Origin of the sequence: Pontivivens ytuae, assembly GCF_015679265.1 — a bacterium.
Lineage (GTDB): Bacteria > Pseudomonadota > Alphaproteobacteria > Rhodobacterales > Rhodobacteraceae > Pontivivens > Pontivivens ytuae.
Window position 1 is genome coordinate 2,262,499 of sequence record NZ_CP064942.1, and the last position, 18,219, is coordinate 2,280,717.

An 18,219-nucleotide genomic window follows, 5' to 3' on the forward strand; every position below is an offset into this window, starting at 1 on the left:
AGGTCTGCCGCACCGCGGCGGGCCGAAGATGGGCGGTAGCGCCCTACATGGCGCGCACCAGCACCAGACTGAGCCAGGGTGCGGACACCAGGACCACCACCCGGATCAGGTCGGACAGAACGAACGGCGTCACGCCCGCATAGGTCCGCCGCATCGGCACGCCGACGGCGATCGAGTTGATGATGAAGAGGTTCATGCCAACCGGTGGCGTGATGAGACCGACCTCCACCACGATCAGCACCAGGATCCCGAACCAGATCGCCGTCTCATCCGGCGTCAGTCCGAAATCGAGGCTCTGGATGATCGGGAAGAAGATCGGGATCGTCAGCAGGATCATCGACAGCGAGTCCATCACGCAGCCGAACAAGAGGTAGGCCATCAGCATCAGCGTCAGCACCATGATCGGCGCATAGCCGGACGCGACAACCCAGTCGGCCAGCGCCTGCGGCGTCTGCGTGAGCGCAAGGAACGCGTTGAAGACCGCGGCTCCGAAGAGGATGAAGTAGATCATCGCGGTGGCCTGCGCGGTCTGCAGCACGCTGTCGGTGAAGCTCGCACGGTTGAGCCCGCCGGTGATGAGACCGTAGAGGCCCGTGAGAACCGCGCCCACCGCAGCACCCTCGATCGGGGTGAAGAGCGCCTGGCGACCCGGCTGGAACCAGTTCCAGTCCGCCGCGATCCCGCCAATGACGAGGATGAAGACGGCGACCACCGGCCAGACCTGCCAGAGCGTGCCGAACCGCTCGCTCCACGGCTTGCGCGGCGTGCGCTGGGCCGCGTCAGGCTTCAGCGTCACGTAGCCGAGCACCACCGCGACATAGCCGAGGGCGGCGAGGATGCCGGGGATGATGGCGGCGGCAAACATCTTCTCGATGTTCTGCTCGGTCAGGATCGCGTAGATCACCAGGATGATCGAGGGCGGGATCAGGATGCCAAGCGTGCCGCCGGCGGCCAGCACGCCCGTAGCAAGGCTATCGGAATAGCCGTAGCGCTTCATCTCCGGCAGCGCGACCTGCCCCATGGTGGAGGCGGTGGCGAGCGAGGAGCCCGAGACCGCGCCGAAGCCCGCGCAGGCCCCCACCGCGGCCATGGCGATGCCACCACGCTTGTGCCCCAGCCAGACGGCGGCGGCGCGGAACAGCCGCTCGCTCATCCCCGATTTCGACGCGAACTGCCCCATCAGCAGGAAGAGCGGCACGATGGACAGCGAGTAGGAGGAGAACGTGTCCCAGGTCAGCCCCTTGAGCTGCGCCAGCGCAGGGGCAGGCGTGCCGCGCACCACCCAGATGCCCACGAAGCCCGTGATCGCCATGGCCGCCCCGATGGGAATGCGGATCGCGATCATGCCGAGCATGGCGGCAAAGCCGATGGCGGTGAGCTCGATCCCGGTCATGACAGCACCTCGTTCAGTGCGCGCCAGATGGTGTAGAGCCCGGTGACGAAGAACGCGGCCGCCCCCACGAGGCCCAGCGCGTAGCCCCACCAGACCGGCATGTTGAGCTCGTAGGTCGCCTCGACCCAGCAGAACTGATCGGCGTTGCCGAGCGTGGTCCACAGCCAGCCGACGATGGGGTCGGTCGGGCTGGGGCAGAACTTGTCGAGCATGCCGAGATAGAGCTGCCACATCGCTACGAACGCGACGGCGGTCAGCGCAATATCACCCAGCAGCAGGAAGCCGCGTTGCGTGGCGCGAGGAAAGCGCTCGACCAGGATGTCGACCGTGACGTGGCCGCGGTTGAGCTGACACCAGGGCAGGAAGCTGAAGACGGCGATGGCGCAACCGACCTGCACCAGTTCGAAGTCGCCGGGCACCGGGCCAAGGCCGAGCGGCACCATGGCCCGTCCGATGATGGAGGCGACGGTCATTCCGGCGATCGCGGCGAGGATCACCCCGCCGAACAGCGCAAGATAGCGAGCGAGCGCGCCGAGAATGGCGCCTGTCCGGGCCTCGGCCCGAGGAGCGATGGCGGCCACGTGATCCTCCCTGACCCGGCGGCGCAATTGAACCGTTCGGTTCAGGAAGCGGAACAGGGCGTATCTGTCAAGCAGCTATGCGTCCTGGGGCAGGTCGCGCCAGGCGGGCAAGCGATCTCCCGGCGCGGGTGTGGCTTCGAAGACGGCGCGGGCGATGGCGCGAGCGAGGCAGATGGCTGCGGCATGGCCAAGGGCCAGCGGATCGGCGGGGCCGGCGGCTCCGGTCGCGGCGGCGAAGATCAGATCGCCGTCCATCGGCGTGTGCGAGGGAACGATGGCCCGCGCCATGCCGTCATGCGCAGCGGTGGCGAGCCGCGTGCAACCCGCCTTGTCGAGCGTGGCGTCGGTCGCGACGATTGCGATGGTGGTGTTGGCGCGCTCCATCGCCTCACGCTTCGTCTCGAAGGTCGCGGCAAGGGTTGGACTGGGCATGCCGAGGCCACCGAACTCATCGTCGATCTCGAAGGGCGCGGCCCAGAACCGCCGTCCGTAACAGACATTGCCGAGCGGGTTCGCGGCGACGAGCGCCCCGACCGTATGGCCCGAGGGCAGGACGAGAGAGGCCGAGCCGAGCCCGCCCTTGAGACCGCCTGCAATCGCCCCCATTCCGGCGCCTGCGGTACCGAGAGCGAAGTCCTCGGCGGCGGTGCGATAGGCCGCTGCGCCGAGCTCACGATACGGGTTCTGCGCCCAGTCCTTATCGCCACCATTGATCAGGTCGAACAGGATCGCCGCCGGGACGATCGGCACCCGCACCGGCCCCACCGCGAAGCCACGCCCGTCTTCTCGCAGCGCATCCATCACGCCCGCCGCCGCATCCAGCCCGAAGGCCGAGCCGCCGGAGAGGACCAATGCGTCGACCTGCTGCACCGACTTGTCGGGGGCGAGCAGGTCGGTTTCCCGCGTGCCGGGCGCGCCGCCCATGACGCTGACGCCGCAGGTGAAGGGCTCCTCTCCGATGAGCACCGTGGAGCCGGTCTTGATCGCGCGGTCCTCGGCATTTCCGACGCGCAGGCCGGAAACGTCGGTGATGAGGTTTCGCTGTCCGGGTTTCATTGCGACCGCCCCCTCCCTGACCCTCCCCCGTCTGCGGGGGAGGGGACGCGGGTTGCGGATGGAGCGCAGAAGCCCATCAGATGCGCGGCTTTGCGGCGGCGGTGGCCGGGTCGCCGGTGTTCGGCTCGCCCTTCGGCTCGATCAGCAGCACCTTCGCCTCGGCCTCCGCCCGCGGGCGATGCGTAACACCGGCGGGCACGACGAAGAGCTCTCCTGCCCGGATCCGGTGGCTCTCCCTACCCTCGATATCCATGGTGATCTCCCCATCCAGCACCAGGAAGAAATCGTCCGTGTCCGGGTGGACGTGGAACGGAAACTCGCCCGCGAACTTCACCACCATCACGTCATTGCCGTTGTAGTCGGCGACCACATGCGGGTCCCAGTGCCCGTCGAACTGCGCCAGCTTCTCAGCCAGATTGATCGTCTTCATGCCCATCACTCTCTTCAAATACGCAAAAGCGCGCTCAGATGCAGCGCCCGCCATCGACCTCCATAGCGACGCCGGTAATCATTGCGGCCTCGTCGGAGCACAGGAAGCAGGCCGCGTTGCCCATGTCCGCGGGCGTCGAGAAGCGGCCCAGCGGGATCGTCGAGAGGAACTTCGCTCGCATCTCCGGCGTGTCCTCGCCCATGAAGCTCTTGAGGAGCGGCGTCTCCCCCGCCACGGGGTTGAGCGCGTTCACCCGGATGCCGTCGGGCGCCAGCTCCACCGCCATCGCCTTCGTCGCCGTAATCATCCAGCCCTTGGAGGCATTGTACCAGTTGAGCCGCGGTCGCGGGCTGACCCCGGCGGTGGAGGCGACGTTTAGGATGCAGCCGGAGCCGCGCGCCTTCATCTCCGGTACGAAGGCACGGGCGGTGAGGTAGACCGACTTCGCGTTGACCCGCAGCACCCGGTCGAACTCGTCCTCGGTCACGTCCTCCATGGGTTTCGGCAGGTGCGTGATCCCGGCATTGTTCACGAGGATGTCGGGCACGCCGAAGATCGAGCGGGCCTCGGCCGCCAGACGATTCACGCTGTCACCCTCGCCCACATCGACCTGCACCGCCTCGGCCCCGACCTCGGTCGCCATGGCCCGCGCGGCGTCGCCATCGATATCGGCGACGATGACCCGCGCGCCCTCCGCCACGAACTTGCGCACGATCCCCGCGCCGAAGCCGGAAGCTCCGCCGGTCACGATCGCGGTCTTTCCATCGAGCCTCATGGCGCGCCTCCGTCCAGTTCCAGTCTCCGCACGTGACGCATGTGCCCGTCGCCCTCCGGATCGCCCGGCACGGTGCGTTCCAGCGTGAAGCCCTGCCGCTCCCAGAACCGCCGCCCGGCCTTGTTGGCGTCGAGCACCGCGATGCGGATCACCGGCGCGCCCAACGCCTCGGCCCGCTCCCGGATGAAGGCGAAGGCCGCGGTGCCGAGGCCCTTCCCCCGCTCCGCCGGGTCAAGGACGAGCAGGCCCATGTACCAGTCCTTCGGCGCGTAATAGCCCTGGATCGATCCGGCGAAGCCAGCGAGCGTCCCGTCCGGCCGCTCCAGCCCGTAGTTGTGGTAGCCATCGGGACCAATCTGCGGCGGGGCGCCGCTCAGGCACTCGCGGACATATTCGTCGCCGGGCTCCTTGCCGGTTTCGAGCCGCACGTAGTCCCCGGCGCGATCGAAGAGGTCGCGGACCCGGCCGAAATCCCGCTCCGCATTGAAGCGCACATAGGTGATCTCATCCATGACGCGCCGCCACCGTCTTGAGCGTGGTAAAGCCGTAGAGCGCCTCGAACCCCTTCTCGCGGCCATGGCCGGAGAGACCGGTGCCGCCAAAGGGCAGCTCCACGCCCCCGCCCGCGCCGTAGTTGTTGATGAAGACCTGCCCGGCGCGCAGCCGCTTGGCGAGCCGCATCTGCCGCGCGCCGTTCTCCGACCAGATGCTCGCGACGAGGCCATAGTCCGTGCCGTTCGCGATGGCGACGGCCTCCTCTTCGTCATCGAAGGGAAGGACGACCTGTACGGGGCCGAAGATCTCGTCGCGGGCGAGCGGGTGGTCCGGGCCAATCCCGGTGAGCAGGCGCGGTGCGACGTAGTGGCCTTGGGTGGGGGCATCGTCAACGATCCGCCCCTCGGCTGCGACCTCGCCGCCTTGGGCGAGAAAGCCCTCGACCGCCGCCTTCTGTTTCGCCGAGATGAGCGGCCCCACCTCCAGATCGTCCACCGCGCGCCCGACACGCAGGGCGGCGTAGCGCTCTGCCATCCGCGCCAGCACCTCGTCATGGCGCGACCGCTCCACGAGGATGCGAGAGGAGGCCGAGCAGGTCTGGCCTGCGTTCTGGATGCCCGCGTTGACGAGGAACGTCAGCGCCGACTCCAAATCGGCGTCGGCAAAGACGACCTGGGGGGATTTACCGCCGAGCTCCAGCGTCACGGGCACGATGTGCTCGGCCGCCGCGCACTGCACCGCCCGCCCGACGCCGACAGAGCCGGTAAAGCTGACATGCCGGATGCCGGGATGGGCGGCGAGCGCCGCGCCGGCCTCGGCCCCCAGCCCCGGCACGACGTTGAGCGCTCCTGCGGGCAGACCGGCCTCGGCAGCGATGGCGGCGAAGGCGAGCGCGGTCAGGCAGGCCTGCTCGGCAGGTTTCAGCACGCAGGCGTTGCCGGTGGCCAGCGCGGCACCGACCGAGCGTCCGATGATCTGCATCGGGTAATTCCAGGGGATGATATGACCGGTGACGCCGTGCGGTTCGCGCAGGGTGTAGACGGTGTAGCCGTCGAGATACGGGATCGTCGCACCATGCAGCTTATCCGCAGCACCGCCGTAGAATTCGAGGTAGCGGGCGAGCGCCACCGCGTCGGCCCGCGCCTGGGTGAGTGGCTTGCCGACGTCCTGCGCTTCAAGTGCCGCCAGCTCCTCGACCCGTTCGGCCACGATCCGACCCATGCAGGCGAGCACCCGGCCGCGCTCCGCCGCCGTGGCCCGGCCCCAATCGCCGGAAAGAGCAGCCTCGGCGGCGTGCACGGCGGCGTCGATCTCGGCCGCTCCACCGCGGGCGATCTCACCGATCTGCTGTCCGGTGGACGGATCCTCGAGCGGCAGATGGGCGCTGACGCCCTGCCACACTCCGTCGATGAATACGCCGCGCCGGTCGAACTCCACGGCCGCCCTCCCTTTTTTGCGGATGAGCCAAGCTGGACGACGCCGCAAGGTCAAGCTTGGCTTTCATCTTTCCCGAAATACGCCCGTCGCGCCGCTGGCCGAGGGCGCGCCATGCGTATTTGGAGAAAGGTGAGGGATCAAAGGCGGTCGCGCAGGGCGTACCAGCTCATGGCGAAGGCCAGAAGCGGCGTGCGCCAGCTGGAGGGGCCCGGGAAGGTACGGTGGGCGAGGCGGGCCATGGTCTCGAACCGGGGGCTATCGCCGGTGATCGCCTCGGCCACGAGGGCACCGCAGAGCGTCGCGAGGGCGACGCCGTGCCCAGAGTAGCCGGAGGCCGACAGGACGCCAGGCGCGGGACGCGTCAGGTAGGGCAGGCGGTTCATGGTGATGCCGAGCGTGCCGCCCCAAGCGTGGGTGATCTTCACGTCCCGGAGTTGTGGAAAGATCTCGAGCATCGGCTTGCGGGCCTTGGCGGCGATGTCGTCGGGGAAGCGGTAAGAGTAGCTCTCCCCCCCGCCAAAGAGCAGGCGGTGATCGCGGGTCAGGCGGAAGTAGTTCACCACGAACTTCGCGTCGGCGACTGCGTGGTTGTGGCGGATGAGGGCTCGGGCGCGCTCCTCGCCTAGCGGTTCAGTCGCGAGGATGTAGTTGTTGATCGGCATGACCCGCCGCGCGATGCCGCGGTCGAGATCGCCGAGATAGCCGTTGCAGGCGAGGATCACGTGGTCCGCTCGGATCCGGCCTCGGCGGGTGACGATGGTGGTGCCCTCACGGGCCAGCGCCGGAGTGTTTTCGTGGAGGCGGACGCCTGCGGCCCGGACCGCGCGGGCGAGGCCCAGAGCGTAGTTCAGCGGGTGCAGATGTGCGGCAGTCGGGTCGAGCACGCCGCTGGCATAGGCGTCGGTGCCGAGGTGGTCGCGCAGCGCGTCGTGGTCGAGGAACTCGAGGGGCTGGCCGTACTGCTCGTTCATGTGCCGGGCGTGGCGGCGCATCTCGGCGGTATGGGCGGGCTTGTGATCGGTGTAGAGGATGCCGGGCGCGAGCTCACACTCGATGGCGAGCTCCGCGATCAGGTCCTTGACGAGCTGCTTGGCGTCCTCGCCGATCTGCCAGAGGGTTCGGGCGGTGTCGCGGCCGAACATCTCCTCCATCTCCGGCGCCTCGACCCGCTGACCGGAGCCGACCTGTCCGCCGTTGCGCCCAGAGGCGCCCCAGCCTGCGCGGTGGGCGTCGATCAGCACCACGTTGCGACCCGCGCGGGCGAGGTGCAGTGCGGCGGAAAGGCCGGTATAGCCCGCCCCGACGATGCAAACCTCAGCCCGAATGTCGCCGTCGAGCGCCGGGGCGGGGGGCAGCGGCGTCGCTGTGTCCGCATACCAGCTCGCCGGATACTCCCCCGGCCGGTCGTTGGCGTAGAGCAGGTTCACGCGGTGAACGCTCCCTCCGCCTTCGCTTGCGCCATGCCCTCGTCGAGGCTCTGCCAGGCGAGTTCGATCAGGCGGTCGATCTCCTCGTGCGTGATCACGAGCGGCGGCGAGATGATCATCTTGTCGCCGACATGGCGCATGACGAGGCCGTTGGCGAAGCAGCGCTCGCGGGTCATCAGGCCGACAGTGCCCTCGTTGGCGAAGGCGGCGCGGGCGGCCTTGTCGGGGGTCAGCTCCAGCGCGCCCATGAGGCCGACCATGCGGGCCTCGCCGACCATCGGGTGCTCGGCCAGCGTCGCCCATTTCTGCGCCATGTAGGGAGCGGTGTCCTCGCGGACGCGGTCGATGATACCTTCCTCGCCCAGGATGCGAATGTTCTCCAGCGCCACGGCCGCGGCGACGGGGTGCGAGGAGTAGGTGTAGCCGTGGAAGAACTCGCCGGAGGCTTCGATGACCTCCGCCACACTCTCCCGGATGATCGAGCCGCCGATGGGCTGGTAGCCCGACGAAAGGCCCTTGGCGATGGTCATGATGTCGGGATCGATCCCGAAATGCTGCGAGCCGAACCAGTGGCCGGTGCGCCCGAAACCGCAGATCACCTCGTCGGCGATCAGCAGGATCTCGCGTTCCCGGCAGATGCGGGAAATCTCTGGCCAGTAGCTCTCCGGCGGGATGATGACGCCGCCTGCGCCCTGGATCGGCTCGGCTATGAAGGCCGCGACGGTGCCCTCGCCCAACCGGTCGATCATCTCTTCGAGCTGGCGGGCGCGGGCGCGACCGAACTCCTCGGGCGAGAGATCGTCCCCCTCCGCCCACCAGTGGGGTTGATCGATATGGACTATGTCGGGGATCGGCAGGCCCCCTTGGGCGTGCATCGCGCCCATCCCGCCGAGGCTCGCGCCGCCCATGGTCGAGCCGTGATAGGCGTTCTTCCGCGCGATGATCGTCCGCTTCTCGGGCTTTCCCATGGCGTGCCAATAGTGGCGGACGAGGCGGATGTTGGTGTCGTTCGCCTCGGACCCGGAGCCTGCGTAGAACACGCGGTTCAGGTCCCCCGGCGCGATCTCGGCCAGCTTGGCGGAGAGCGCCACAGCAGGCGGATGGGTGGTCATGAAGAAGGTATTGTAGAAGGGAAGTTGGCGCATCTGGCGCGCGGCGGCCTCTGCCAGCTCCTCTCGCCCGTAGCCGATATTGACGCACCACAGGCCCGCCATCCCGTCGAGGATGCGATTGCCCTCACTGTCGGTCAGCCAGACGCCGTCAGCCTGCGTGATCACCCGCGCGCCGCGCGCCCGCATCGCGGCACTGTCGGAGAACGGGTGGATGTGGTGCGCGGCGTCGAGCGCCTGCAACTCGGCGGTCGGGTAGTGGTTGTCCTTCGGGGCCATGGGCGTCTCCTTCGACGCGAAGGTGGCGCGGATCAGGGGCGAAGGGAAGGGGTGTCGAAGCGCTCCATCCGCTCGGTGCGGTAGCCGTTCGCCTCCAGGAGCGCGAGCGCCTCCGCGATGGCCTCCGGCGTGGGGCAGATACGGCGGGCGAGGATCCAGGCGAGGCCGCCGCCGGGGCTGGCGGTCACCGCGACCTCGCCGTCGAGCGACAGGATCAGGTAGTCGGACCAGGCGAAGGGCAGGGCGGGGGCGAAGCTCACCTCCAGCAGCCCCGGGCCGGCGACGCGGGCGATCCCCTCGGCCCGGCGGACGGTGCCGCCCGGCTCGATGCAGGCGTTGATCACGGAGATATCGCCATCGGGTCGCGGCACATAGGTCGCGGTGGACTGTCCGCAGCCGCGCTGGAAGACGTTGGGAAAGCGCGCGATCTCGACCCAGGTCCCGGCCAGCGCCGCCACGGGGACCTCTGCAGGGAGCACCGCCACCGACCGGTCGCGATAGGCGGAGCAGGCGCCCAGCAGGAGCAGCACCACCAGGATCGTCGCGCGGCTCATGGCACTCCCCTTCCGTTCCACTCTCCCAAAATATCCCCGCCGGAGGCAGCCGTCAGCCGCCTTGCGCGCCTCCGGCGGACATATTTGGTGCACGGAAGACGGCGCGGGCGCTTGACCCCGTCCGGCCCTGCGCCTTAGTGAAGCCGGTCTTTTTCCGGGAAGGAGCGCGTCATGGGATTTCGTTGCGGCATCGTCGGCCTGCCGAACGTGGGCAAGTCCACGCTGTTCAACGCGCTGACGCGCACCGCCGCTGCGCAGGCGGCGAACTTTCCCTTCTGCACGATCGAGCCCAATGTGGGCGAGGTCAGCGTGCCGGATGCGCGGCTGGCGAAGCTCGCGGATCTCGCGCAATCCAAGCAAGTGATCCCGGCGCGGCTGACCTTCGTCGACATCGCAGGCCTGGTGAAGGGTGCGAGCAAGGGGGAGGGGCTCGGCAATCAGTTTCTCGCCAACATCCGTGAGACTGATGCGATCGCCCACGTTCTCCGCTGCTTCGAGGATGACGACGTGACCCATGTGGACGGCCGCGTCGACCCGCTCGCCGATGCGGAGGTGATCGAGACCGAGCTGATGCTCGCCGATCTCGAAAGCATCGAGAAGCGGCTGGTGAACCTCCAGCGCAAGGTGCGCGGCGGTGACAAGGAGGCGAAAGAGCAGGAGCGACTGCTGATCGCCGCCAAGGAAGCCATCGAGGACGGCAAGCCCGCTCGCACCGTCGAAGTGGCCGAGGACGATGAGAAGGCATGGAAGATGCTGCAACTCCTCTCAGCCAAGCCGGTCCTCTATGTCTGCAATGTCGAGGAGGAGAACGCGGCCACGGGCAACGCGCATTCGGAGCGCGTCGCGCAGATGGCGGCGGAGCAGGGGGCGGCTTCCGTCGTGATCTCGGCCGCGATCGAGGAGGAGGTCGCGCAGCTCGAGGATGACGAACGTGACGAGTTCCTCTCCGAACTGGAGCTGGAGGAAGCGGGCCTGGACCGGCTCATCCGCGCGGGCTACGAGCTGCTGGACCTGCAGACCTACTTCACCGTTGGCCCGAAGGAGGCGCGCGCCTGGACGATTCGCAGGGGAACGAGGGCGCCGCAGGCCGCGGGAGTAATCCATGGTGATTTCGAGCGCGGCTTCATCCGGGCCGAGACCATCGCCTATGACGACTTCATCGCCGCGGGCTCCGAGCTGAAGGCGAAGGAGGCGGGCAAGATGCGCGCCGAGGGCAAGGGTTACACCGTGCTCGACGGCGACGTGCTGCACTTCCTCTTCAACACCTGATTTTTTCGCGGCCGCTGTCGATCGGCGGCGGGCTCGCGCCTCATGAGGGCAGAGACGGGATCCCCGTCGCTGACATGAGGAGCGAGACGATGCGGATGCGATACCTGATGCTGACGGCCCTGAGCGTGGCGCTTGCCATGCCGGCGCTGGGCGAGGAATACACATTGCTGAGCTACGAGACCGAGGCGGATCTCGCCGCCCGGGCCGAGGGCGCGGCCCCCTCTCACTGGCAGGCCTATTCGGAGATGCTCGACACGCTGGGTCTGCTGCGGCGGAGCACAGAGCTCGACCCGCGTGCCTCGTGGCGGATCGGTGGAGTGGAGGCGGCCGATGGGGCGCCGTTGTATCTCGCAGGCTATGTCGTGATCGCGACGGAGGACCCGGCGGTGGCCGAGTCGCTGGCGGCGACGATGCCGGCGGCTCTGAGGGGCGGTGCGGTCGAGGTGCGGCGGACGTCGGCGCGCTGAGATGCGGTTTCGCCGTCAGCCGAGGATGCTTGCGACAGGCGATAAAAGGGTGTCGCCCTCAGCGGTGCCGGGCGAAGAGCTGCAGGAAGCGGGTCTGCATCGGGGGCAGGGCCGGGGCGGCACCGGGCTTGGCCTCCTCCACCACGCGCAGGCCGAGCCAGATAGCGAGGAGGCCGAAGGCGACCCCGCCCGCCGCCTGCCCGATCAGCACGCCCGGCGCGCCGAGCCACCACGCGCCGAGCGACACGAAGGGGATCGTACCGAGCGTATTGCGCCCCCAGTTGATCGTCGTGGAATAGAACGGGTGGCCGAGGTTGTTGAAGCTCGCATTGCCCACGAAGATCCAGCCGTTGAAGGCCCAGGCCAGCGCCAATGGCCCGCAGAACAGAAAGATGAGCTCCCGGGTAATCCCCTCCGCATCGAAGAGGGCGGCGATCAGACCGCGCAGGAAGAAGAGCACGAGCGCCGCAAACAGGACGTAGACGCCCACGAAGATCAGGCCGTCGAGGAAGGCGCGGCGCACCCGCGGCTGATCTCCCGCCCCGGCGTTCTGGCCGATGATAGGGCCGATGGCGCCGGACAGGGCGAAGATCACGGCGAAGGCGAGCGGCGTGATCCGCCCGACGATGGCCATGCCGGCGACGGCATCCTCTCCGAAACGGGCCATCTCGCGCACGACCCAAGCTTGGCCCACCGGAGTTGCGATGTTGGTGAGCAGTGCCGGGAAGGCGAGGGCCGCGATGGGGCGGAAGTCGGCGATCATCGGGCCGATCTCAGGCCGGGGTAGCCCGCCATATTGGGTGAAGATCGGGCGCAGCGCGATCGCCGCCATCGCCGTCCGTGCGAAGACGGAGGCGAGGGCGGCGCCCTGCAGCTCCATTCCCATTGCAAAGATGAAGATCGGATCGAGCACCGCGTTCACGGCGGCTCCACCGATGGTCGACCACATGGCCGGTTGTGCGGCGCCATGCGCCCGCAGGATCGCGCCGCCCGCCATGGCGACCACGAGGATCGGCAGCGACGGCACGATGATGGCGAGGTAGTCGACGGCAAGCTCGGCCACCTCGCCCTGCGCACCGAGCAGAGCTACGAGCGCCCCGAGGTTCAACCACACGATGAGGGCCAATATCGCCGAGATCACCACGCCGAAGGTCACGGCGTGGGAGGCGACGCAGCGCGCGTGATCGAGATCTCCCCGCCCGATGGCGCGGGCCGCCAGCGCTCCGGTCGCGATGGCGAAGGCGATGGAGATCGAGGTTGTGAAGAACAGGATCGAGCCCGCATAGCCGATCGCCGCGGCCAGTGCCGCATTGCCCAGCATCGAGATGAAGAGCATGTCGATGAAGTCGACGAGGAACACCGCCATCAGGCCGAGCGATGCGGTGAAGCTCATTACGGAGACATGGCGCATGAGGTTCCCGGAGAGGAACCTCGCCTTCTCAGCCACGGGCCAGCCGCTCCGACCCCAAGAGGTGGACGAGGGCGAGCACCGCCACCAGAGCACCGCCGATGCCGAGCGCATCGAGACCCTGCAGCGTGATGATGTGCCCCCCGATCGTCGAGCCGAGGGCCGCGCCGATGTAGATCGCCGCCGCGTTGAGCGCGAGGGCTACGGTCGCCCGCTCCGGATTGGCACGGACGACGCGGATCTGCTGCCCGGCCACGAAGGACCAGCCGAAGATCGCCCAGAGCAGCATCAGTGCGAAGAGCGCCATGGCGTCCATCGGCAGGAGCGCAAAGCCGGGCATCAGCACCGCCTGCGCGATGCAAAGCATGGTGAGCGTCGGCACAGGCCCCGCCCGGTCCGCGAGCCAACCGCCGAGGAAGTTGCCCGCGACCGCGCCCGCCCCGAACAGGGCGAAGATGCTGGTGACGCCGTCGCGGCTGTAGCCCATCCGGCTTTCCAGCAAGAGGCCGAGATAGGTGTAGACGACGTAGATGCCCGCGAGGAACGTCGCGGTGAATAGGATCACCATCAGCGCCCGCCAGTCCCGCAGCACGCCCGCCAGCGTCGAGAAGTTCGACGCCTGGAACGGCAGGTCCCGCGGAACGTAGCGGATGATGCCGAGCAGGCAGATCGCCGACAGGATCGCGACGACCCAGAACGACGTCTCCCACCCGAACTGGTAGCCGATCCAGGTGCCCGCCGGCACGCCGAGCACCTGCGCGAAGGTGAGACCGGCAAAGACCGTGGCGAGGGCTTTCCCCTCCTTCCCGCGGGCGCTGATGCTGGCGGCGACGCCAGCGGTGATCGGGGTGAAGAGGCCCGCGCCGAAGGCGGACATCGCCCGGGCCGCCAGCAGGATCTCGGCCGACGGAGCCATGGCGATGACGGCGGCGGACACGCCAAAGATGCCCAAACCTGTTATCATCACGGTCCGGCGTGCGAGGTGGCCGGTCAGCGCGACGAGCAGCGGCGAGCCGATCGCGTAGCTGACCGCGTAGATCGTGAGGATCAGTCCCGCGGTCCCGTCGTCGAGCGAAAAAGCGTCGGAAAGTGGTCCGATGAGGCCGATTGCGACGAATACGCCCATGCCGATGGCGAAGTTGCCGAGGGACAATATGGGAATCAGCATGAGAACTCGCTCTGTGGTTGTCGCAACTGAACCTATGGTTGCGGCCGCGTCAACGGAGTTGCAGTAGATGCTTTCGTAGTGTGCGTACGGTTAATCAGGAAGTCCGAAATTAGGATCAATTAAAGGAATTTATGTCGCATTTCCGGAGCTTACGTTACCGTTCATTGATTCCATGCATATGACCTTCAGGAATTTTTAATTGGGACTTTTCTCGTGATATTACAGACGCTCCGAACGTTGCTGAAGCACCATACCGCATCAACTCACGATCGCGTGGACGGAGCAGTGAGCGCGCTCGATTTGACGAGCCGGAGCGGATATCGCGCGTTTCTGCGCGCACAGGCGGGGGCGCTCGACGCGATTGCGCCGACCTGCGCGCGCCTTACGGAGCTCCCGTCGCTTTCGCGGCTGCGTCCGCTTCTCACGCTCGACATGGCGACGATCGGGGCGGCGCCTGCCCCACGGCTCGATGCGCCCGTGGGCCTGCATCCCATGGGGGCCTACTACGTGGTGGCCGGTTCGCGGCTCGGCGCACAGGTGCTGGCGCGTCGCGTGGCGGAGTCCGGGGACAAGACCGTGCGCGCGGCGACCCGCTATCTTGCGGACCGTCGCGCACTCGACGCATGGCGCGCCTGGCTTGCCGCGTCCGAAGCCGTGACCGAAAATGCCGACGCGATCGTAGAAGGGGCCGAGGCGACCTTCGCGCTCTATGAGCGGGCCTTGGCCGCCGTGCTGGAGGAGGTGCCGGAACATGCCTGATCCTCAGCCCAAGATGGAGCCGTTCGGCGAGGTCGACCTGACCAGTTGCGACCGCGAGCAGATCCACATCCCCGGCCGCATCCAGCCCTTCGGCTGCCTCATCGCGCTCGACCCCGACTGGATCGTCAGCCACGTCTCCGAGAATGCGGCGGAGGTGCTCGGCCTGCCCTCGGTCGATGAGCTGATCGGACGGCCGCTTCGCCAGTTCGCCCGCTCCGACGCGATCCACGACCTGCGCGGCCGGATGCAGACCATCGCGACGCCGGACATGACCGAGCGCCTGTACGGCGTTGAGTTGACCGAGGGTGGGGAGACGTTCGACATCGGCATGCACATGGCCGGCCGCACCATCATTCTGGAGCTCGAGCCGCACGACCAGCGGCGCTACCTCGACCAGGCGGGGCTCGTTCGCTCCATGGTCGAACGGCTGAAGCGCTGCGAGGACACCCACACGCTCTGCGAGCAGGCGGGGCGGCAGATGCGGGCGCTGACCGGCTTTGACCGCGTCATGGTCTACCGGTTCGCCGCCGACGACAGCGGCGAGGTCATCAGCGAGTCGCGCCGCCAGGATCTGGAGCCCTATCTCGGCCTCCGCTACCCGGCCTCCGACATCCCGAAGCAGGCGCGCGCGCTCTATACCCGCTCGCTGCTGCGGATCATCGCGGATGTGAAGGGGGAGACGATCCCGGTCCGCGCGACGGCGGAGGCTGCGGCCGAGCCCCTCGACATGTCGCTGTCGGGCCTGCGCGCGGTATCGCCGATCCATCTGGAGTACCTGAGCAACATGGGGGTCGGCGCGTCCATGTCGGTGTCGATCCTGCGCAACGGGCGGCTCTGGGGCCTGTTTGCCTGCCATCACATGACCGCGAAGACGCTGTCCTACGACGTGCGCAGCGCGGCCGAGATGTTCGGGCAGGTCTTCTCGCTGCTCCTCGAACAGACGGAGAGCCGGGCCGAGCGGGACGAGGCGGCGCGCGTCCGCATCCTGCATGACCAGATCATGGGCGAGTTCATGGACGCCTCCGACATCGCGGGGCAGTTCGAGCGGATCTCGGAGGCGGTTCGCACCTTGCTGCCCTTTGACGGGGCGGCGTGCCGGATCGACGGGACATTTGCCAGCTATGGCAACGGACTGGCGCAGGAGGAGTTCGATGCGCTCGCCGATTTCCTCGACGAACAGCCGCAGCGCAGGTCCTTTGTGGCGGACAGCCTGGCGGAGGCCTATCCGGACGGTGCTGCCTATGTGGACCGCGTGGCTGGCGCCATCGCCCTGCCCGTGCGGCGCAGCCCCAACGACTACGTCGTTTTCTTCCGCAAGGAGGAGGCGCAGAGCGTGCGCTGGGCCGGCAACCCCGAAAAACCGGTCGAGGTCGGCCCCAACGGCACCCGTCTGATGCCGCGGGAAAGCTTCGCCGCCTGGACCGAGGAGGTGCGCGGCCGCTGCTCTCCCTGGACCGAGAGTGAGCAGCGCATCGCCGACACGCTGCGCGAAACGATCGTGGAGACGATCCTTCGGATCTCCGACGCGTCGCGCGAGGTGCAGGAGCGGTTGCAGGAGCGGCAGGACCTGCTGATCGGCGAGCTCAACCACCGGGTGCGCAACATCCTCAACCTCATCAGCGGCCTCGTCTCGCAGAGCGCGGATGGCGAGCGCGACGTCTCTGAATTCACCGCGGTGCTCGGCGGGCGGATCCATGCGCTGGCCCGCGCCCACGATCAGGTCAACCGCAAGAGCTGGGAGCCGGCCTCGCTGCGCAAGCTTCTGCAGGCGGAGGCCGAGGCATTCTCGACCGACGCGTTCGACCGGATCATCATCAGCGGCACGGATGCAAAGCTCGAGGCCGATGCCTATTCCACCATGGCGCTGGTGCTGCATGAGCTGGTCACGAACGCTACGAAGTACGGTGCGCTGTCGAGCCGGAACGGCCGTGTGCTGATCTCGATCAAGCAGGGCGAGGAGGGCGGCATCGACCTTGAGTGGGTCGAAATCGGCGGCCCTGCGGTGGCCGAGCCCCTGCGCCGCGGCTTCGGCAGCACCGTGATCGAACGCGCGGTGGTGCACGAGTTGCGCGGCACGGCCGAACTGCTCTTCGACCCGGGCGGCGTGCAGGTCCGGCTCCACGTGCCCGAAAGGCACCTCGCCACCGTCGAGGTGAGCGAGGAGGAGGCGGCGCCGACGCCGGTCGCGCCGCAGGCTCCGGTGCGGGAGATGCGCCTGTCGGGCAAGGCCCTCGTGCTGGAAGACAACATGATCATCGCCCTCGACGCGGAGGAGCTGCTCTACGAACTCGGGGTCGAAGACGTGCGCATCGTCGCCACCAACGAGGAGGCGGCTGCGATGATCAAGGCCGAGAGCTTCGATTTCGCGGTGCTCGACTTCAACTTGGGCGACCAGACCAGCGTGCCGACGGCGAACCTGCTGCGCGGACGGAACACGCCGGTGATCTTCGCTACCGGCTATGGCGACATGCCCGACCTCGTGAAGCAGGTGGAGGGCGCGCCGATCATCCAGAAGCCCTATGACGCGCATGAGCTCGCCCGCGCGCTGCAGGAGGTGGTGTTCGGCTGAGCCTCAGCCGGTCTTCACGTGCCAGGCGACGGTCATCTCGTTGACCGTCGTGCCGTCCTCGTCCGTCACGGTGACGTGCACGTCGAACTTCACGCGGCCCTCGGCCTTGAGCGTGGCAAGCGCCTCGCTGCCCGGGATCGATGTCTTCGCCGTCGCGGTCAGCGCGCCCTTGGCGATGGCGAGGTAGGTGATCTTCGCATCCGCCGCGACGGGCCGCGCCTCCAGGATCACGGGGGCCAGTGCACCGGCCATGGCCGCCCCACTTGCCGTCTCCCCCAGGGTGAAGACGGCGCCGGCGTGCGGCGTTCCGATATGGTTCTGCGTCTCCTTCGAAGACGGCAGAACGGCGGTGGCGGTGCCGTCCGCGATCTCCGTGATCTCGACGCCGGTATGGCGCGCGAAGGGGATGGTCTGGCCCATATGGGCGCGGATCATCTCGTAAGGGTTCATGCGATCCTCCCGTTTTGCCGCGAAGCGTGGCGGGCGCCGGGCATGCGCGCAAGCGTCACGCCGGGTCACCGGACCTTACGTAAGGATAAGGTTGCCCAAGCCGCCGCCGCCCCGGCAGACTTGAGAAAAAAGCGGGGAGGAGGGTGCCGCCATGCCCCTCGACATTCTGATCGCGCTCGTGGTGCTCGGCATCGCCGGGATCGTGGCGCTCGTCCATTTCACGGGCGGCTCCGCCCGGCGCAGCTTCGCCGATGGCGGCGAGGTGCACGATGCGTGGCTGGAGGACTGGCCGCAGGACCCGCCGCGTGGCGTGGACCTGTCCTCGGACGGACGCGCGGCGATCGTGGAGCTTGCGAAGGGTGAGACCGGTCTGATCTGGGTCTTCGGCGCCGATACCGTCTCCATCCGCCTGGCCGCGGGCGATATCCACGACATCCGCCTGCATCCCGGCGGCCTGTCGATCCGTCTGAACCGGTTCGAGACGCCGAGCCTGACCGTCACGCTCGACGCCGCCTCGGTTGCCCTCTGGACCGTCCGCCTCGCCCGGTTCGCCGAGGTTCGGCCCGACACGCTTGCCCCCGAAGGAGCCTGAT

The 18,219-nt window shown here is 68.0% G+C and carries 18 protein-coding genes; 5 read left to right on the top strand and 13 right to left on the bottom strand.

Going from position 1 to position 18,219, the window contains the following annotated elements; genetic code table 11:
- Window positions 1-43: 43 nt before the first annotated feature.
- The 10 genes from I0K15_RS10950 to I0K15_RS10995 all read right to left on the bottom strand — a co-directional run bounded on the left by I0K15_RS10950 (window position 44) and on the right by I0K15_RS10995 (window position 9,536).
- Window positions 44-1,393 (bottom strand): TRAP transporter large permease, encoded by a 1,350-nt coding sequence (locus I0K15_RS10950; RefSeq protein ID WP_196101558.1) that lies wholly within the window; start codon window positions 1,391-1,393, stop codon window positions 44-46.
- Window positions 1,390-1,974, bottom strand: coding sequence for a TRAP transporter small permease (locus tag I0K15_RS10955; protein WP_196101559.1), 585 nt, complete (start codon window positions 1,972-1,974; stop codon window positions 1,390-1,392). Before I0K15_RS10955 ends, I0K15_RS10950 begins: the two co-directional genes overlap by 4 nt.
- A 75-nt stretch (window positions 1,975-2,049) precedes the next feature.
- Window positions 2,050-3,030, bottom strand: a complete 981-nt coding sequence (locus I0K15_RS10960; RefSeq protein WP_196101560.1) for a P1 family peptidase — start codon at window positions 3,028-3,030, stop codon at window positions 2,050-2,052.
- 76 nt (window positions 3,031-3,106) lie between these two features.
- A complete protein-coding gene (locus I0K15_RS10965) occupies window positions 3,107-3,460 on the bottom strand; it encodes a cupin domain-containing protein (protein WP_196101561.1) in 354 nt (117 codons plus the stop codon).
- Window positions 3,461-3,494: 34 nt separating this feature from the next.
- Window positions 3,495-4,235 carry an SDR family oxidoreductase gene (locus I0K15_RS10970; RefSeq protein WP_196101562.1) on the bottom strand — a complete coding sequence of 247 codons (741 nt, stop codon included), beginning with the start codon at window positions 4,233-4,235 and terminating at the stop codon, window positions 3,495-3,497.
- Complete coding sequence (locus I0K15_RS10975) at window positions 4,232-4,747, bottom strand: GNAT family N-acetyltransferase (protein WP_196101563.1); 516 nt, start codon at window positions 4,745-4,747, stop codon at window positions 4,232-4,234. The genes I0K15_RS10970 and I0K15_RS10975 overlap by 4 nt, the downstream gene beginning before the upstream one ends.
- On the bottom strand, window positions 4,740-6,167 hold the full coding sequence (locus I0K15_RS10980) for an aldehyde dehydrogenase family protein (RefSeq protein ID WP_196101564.1): 1,428 nt from the start codon (window positions 6,165-6,167) through the stop codon (window positions 4,740-4,742). The genes I0K15_RS10975 and I0K15_RS10980 overlap by 8 nt, the downstream gene beginning before the upstream one ends.
- A gap of 137 nt (window positions 6,168-6,304) precedes the next feature.
- Entirely contained in the window at window positions 6,305-7,594 is a 1,290-nt protein-coding gene (locus I0K15_RS10985) for an NAD(P)/FAD-dependent oxidoreductase (protein ID WP_196101565.1), read from the bottom strand.
- Window positions 7,591-8,982: an aspartate aminotransferase family protein gene (locus I0K15_RS10990; protein WP_196101566.1), complete on the bottom strand. Its 1,392-nt coding sequence runs from the start codon at window positions 8,980-8,982 to the stop codon at window positions 7,591-7,593. The genes I0K15_RS10985 and I0K15_RS10990 overlap by 4 nt, the downstream gene beginning before the upstream one ends.
- 32 nt (window positions 8,983-9,014) lie before the next feature.
- The gene (locus tag I0K15_RS10995) at window positions 9,015-9,536 is read right to left on the bottom strand and encodes a lipocalin family protein (protein WP_196101567.1); all 522 of its coding nucleotides are present in this window, start codon (window positions 9,534-9,536) and stop codon (window positions 9,015-9,017) included.
- 171 nt (window positions 9,537-9,707) lie between these two features.
- On the opposite strand from I0K15_RS10995, the gene ychF reads away from it, so the two are divergent.
- Together ychF and I0K15_RS11005 are read left to right on the top strand one after the other, a co-directional pair.
- Window positions 9,708-10,805 (top strand): redox-regulated ATPase YchF, encoded by a 1,098-nt coding sequence (ychF, locus tag I0K15_RS11000; RefSeq protein ID WP_196101568.1) that lies wholly within the window; start codon window positions 9,708-9,710, stop codon window positions 10,803-10,805.
- Window positions 10,806-10,894: 89 nt separating this feature from the next.
- Window positions 10,895-11,272: a YciI family protein gene (locus tag I0K15_RS11005; RefSeq protein ID WP_196101569.1), complete on the top strand. Its 378-nt coding sequence runs from the start codon at window positions 10,895-10,897 to the stop codon at window positions 11,270-11,272.
- Window positions 11,273-11,330: 58 nt separating this feature from the next.
- Here the strand turns inward: I0K15_RS11005 and I0K15_RS11010 are convergent, their stop codons facing one another.
- Window positions 11,331-12,683 (bottom strand): MATE family efflux transporter, encoded by a 1,353-nt coding sequence (locus I0K15_RS11010; RefSeq protein ID WP_196101570.1) that lies wholly within the window; start codon window positions 12,681-12,683, stop codon window positions 11,331-11,333.
- Between the two features lie 28 nt (window positions 12,684-12,711).
- Window positions 12,712-13,848, bottom strand: a complete 1,137-nt coding sequence (locus tag I0K15_RS11015) for an MFS transporter (protein WP_196101571.1) — start codon at window positions 13,846-13,848, stop codon at window positions 12,712-12,714.
- Window positions 13,849-14,121: 273 nt separating this feature from the next.
- Here I0K15_RS11015 and I0K15_RS11020 point away from each other — a divergent pair, with 273 nt between their 5' ends.
- Together I0K15_RS11020 and I0K15_RS11025 are read left to right on the top strand one after the other, a co-directional pair.
- Complete coding sequence (locus I0K15_RS11020) at window positions 14,122-14,607, top strand: biliverdin-producing heme oxygenase (RefSeq protein WP_196101572.1); 486 nt, start codon at window positions 14,122-14,124, stop codon at window positions 14,605-14,607.
- The gene (locus I0K15_RS11025; RefSeq protein WP_196101573.1) at window positions 14,600-17,176 is read left to right on the top strand and encodes an HWE histidine kinase domain-containing protein; all 2,577 of its coding nucleotides are present in this window, start codon (window positions 14,600-14,602) and stop codon (window positions 17,174-17,176) included. Before I0K15_RS11020 ends, I0K15_RS11025 begins: the two co-directional genes overlap by 8 nt.
- A gap of 3 nt (window positions 17,177-17,179) precedes the next feature.
- On the opposite strand, the gene I0K15_RS11030 is transcribed toward I0K15_RS11025, so the two are convergent.
- A complete protein-coding gene (locus I0K15_RS11030; protein WP_196101574.1) occupies window positions 17,180-17,626 on the bottom strand; it encodes a PaaI family thioesterase in 447 nt (148 codons plus the stop codon).
- A 151-nt stretch (window positions 17,627-17,777) separates the two neighbouring features.
- On the opposite strand from I0K15_RS11030, the gene I0K15_RS11035 reads away from it, so the two are divergent.
- Window positions 17,778-18,218 (top strand): hypothetical protein, encoded by a 441-nt coding sequence (locus tag I0K15_RS11035; protein ID WP_196101575.1) that lies wholly within the window; start codon window positions 17,778-17,780, stop codon window positions 18,216-18,218.
- The last annotated feature ends 1 nt before the right edge of the window (window position 18,219 follow it).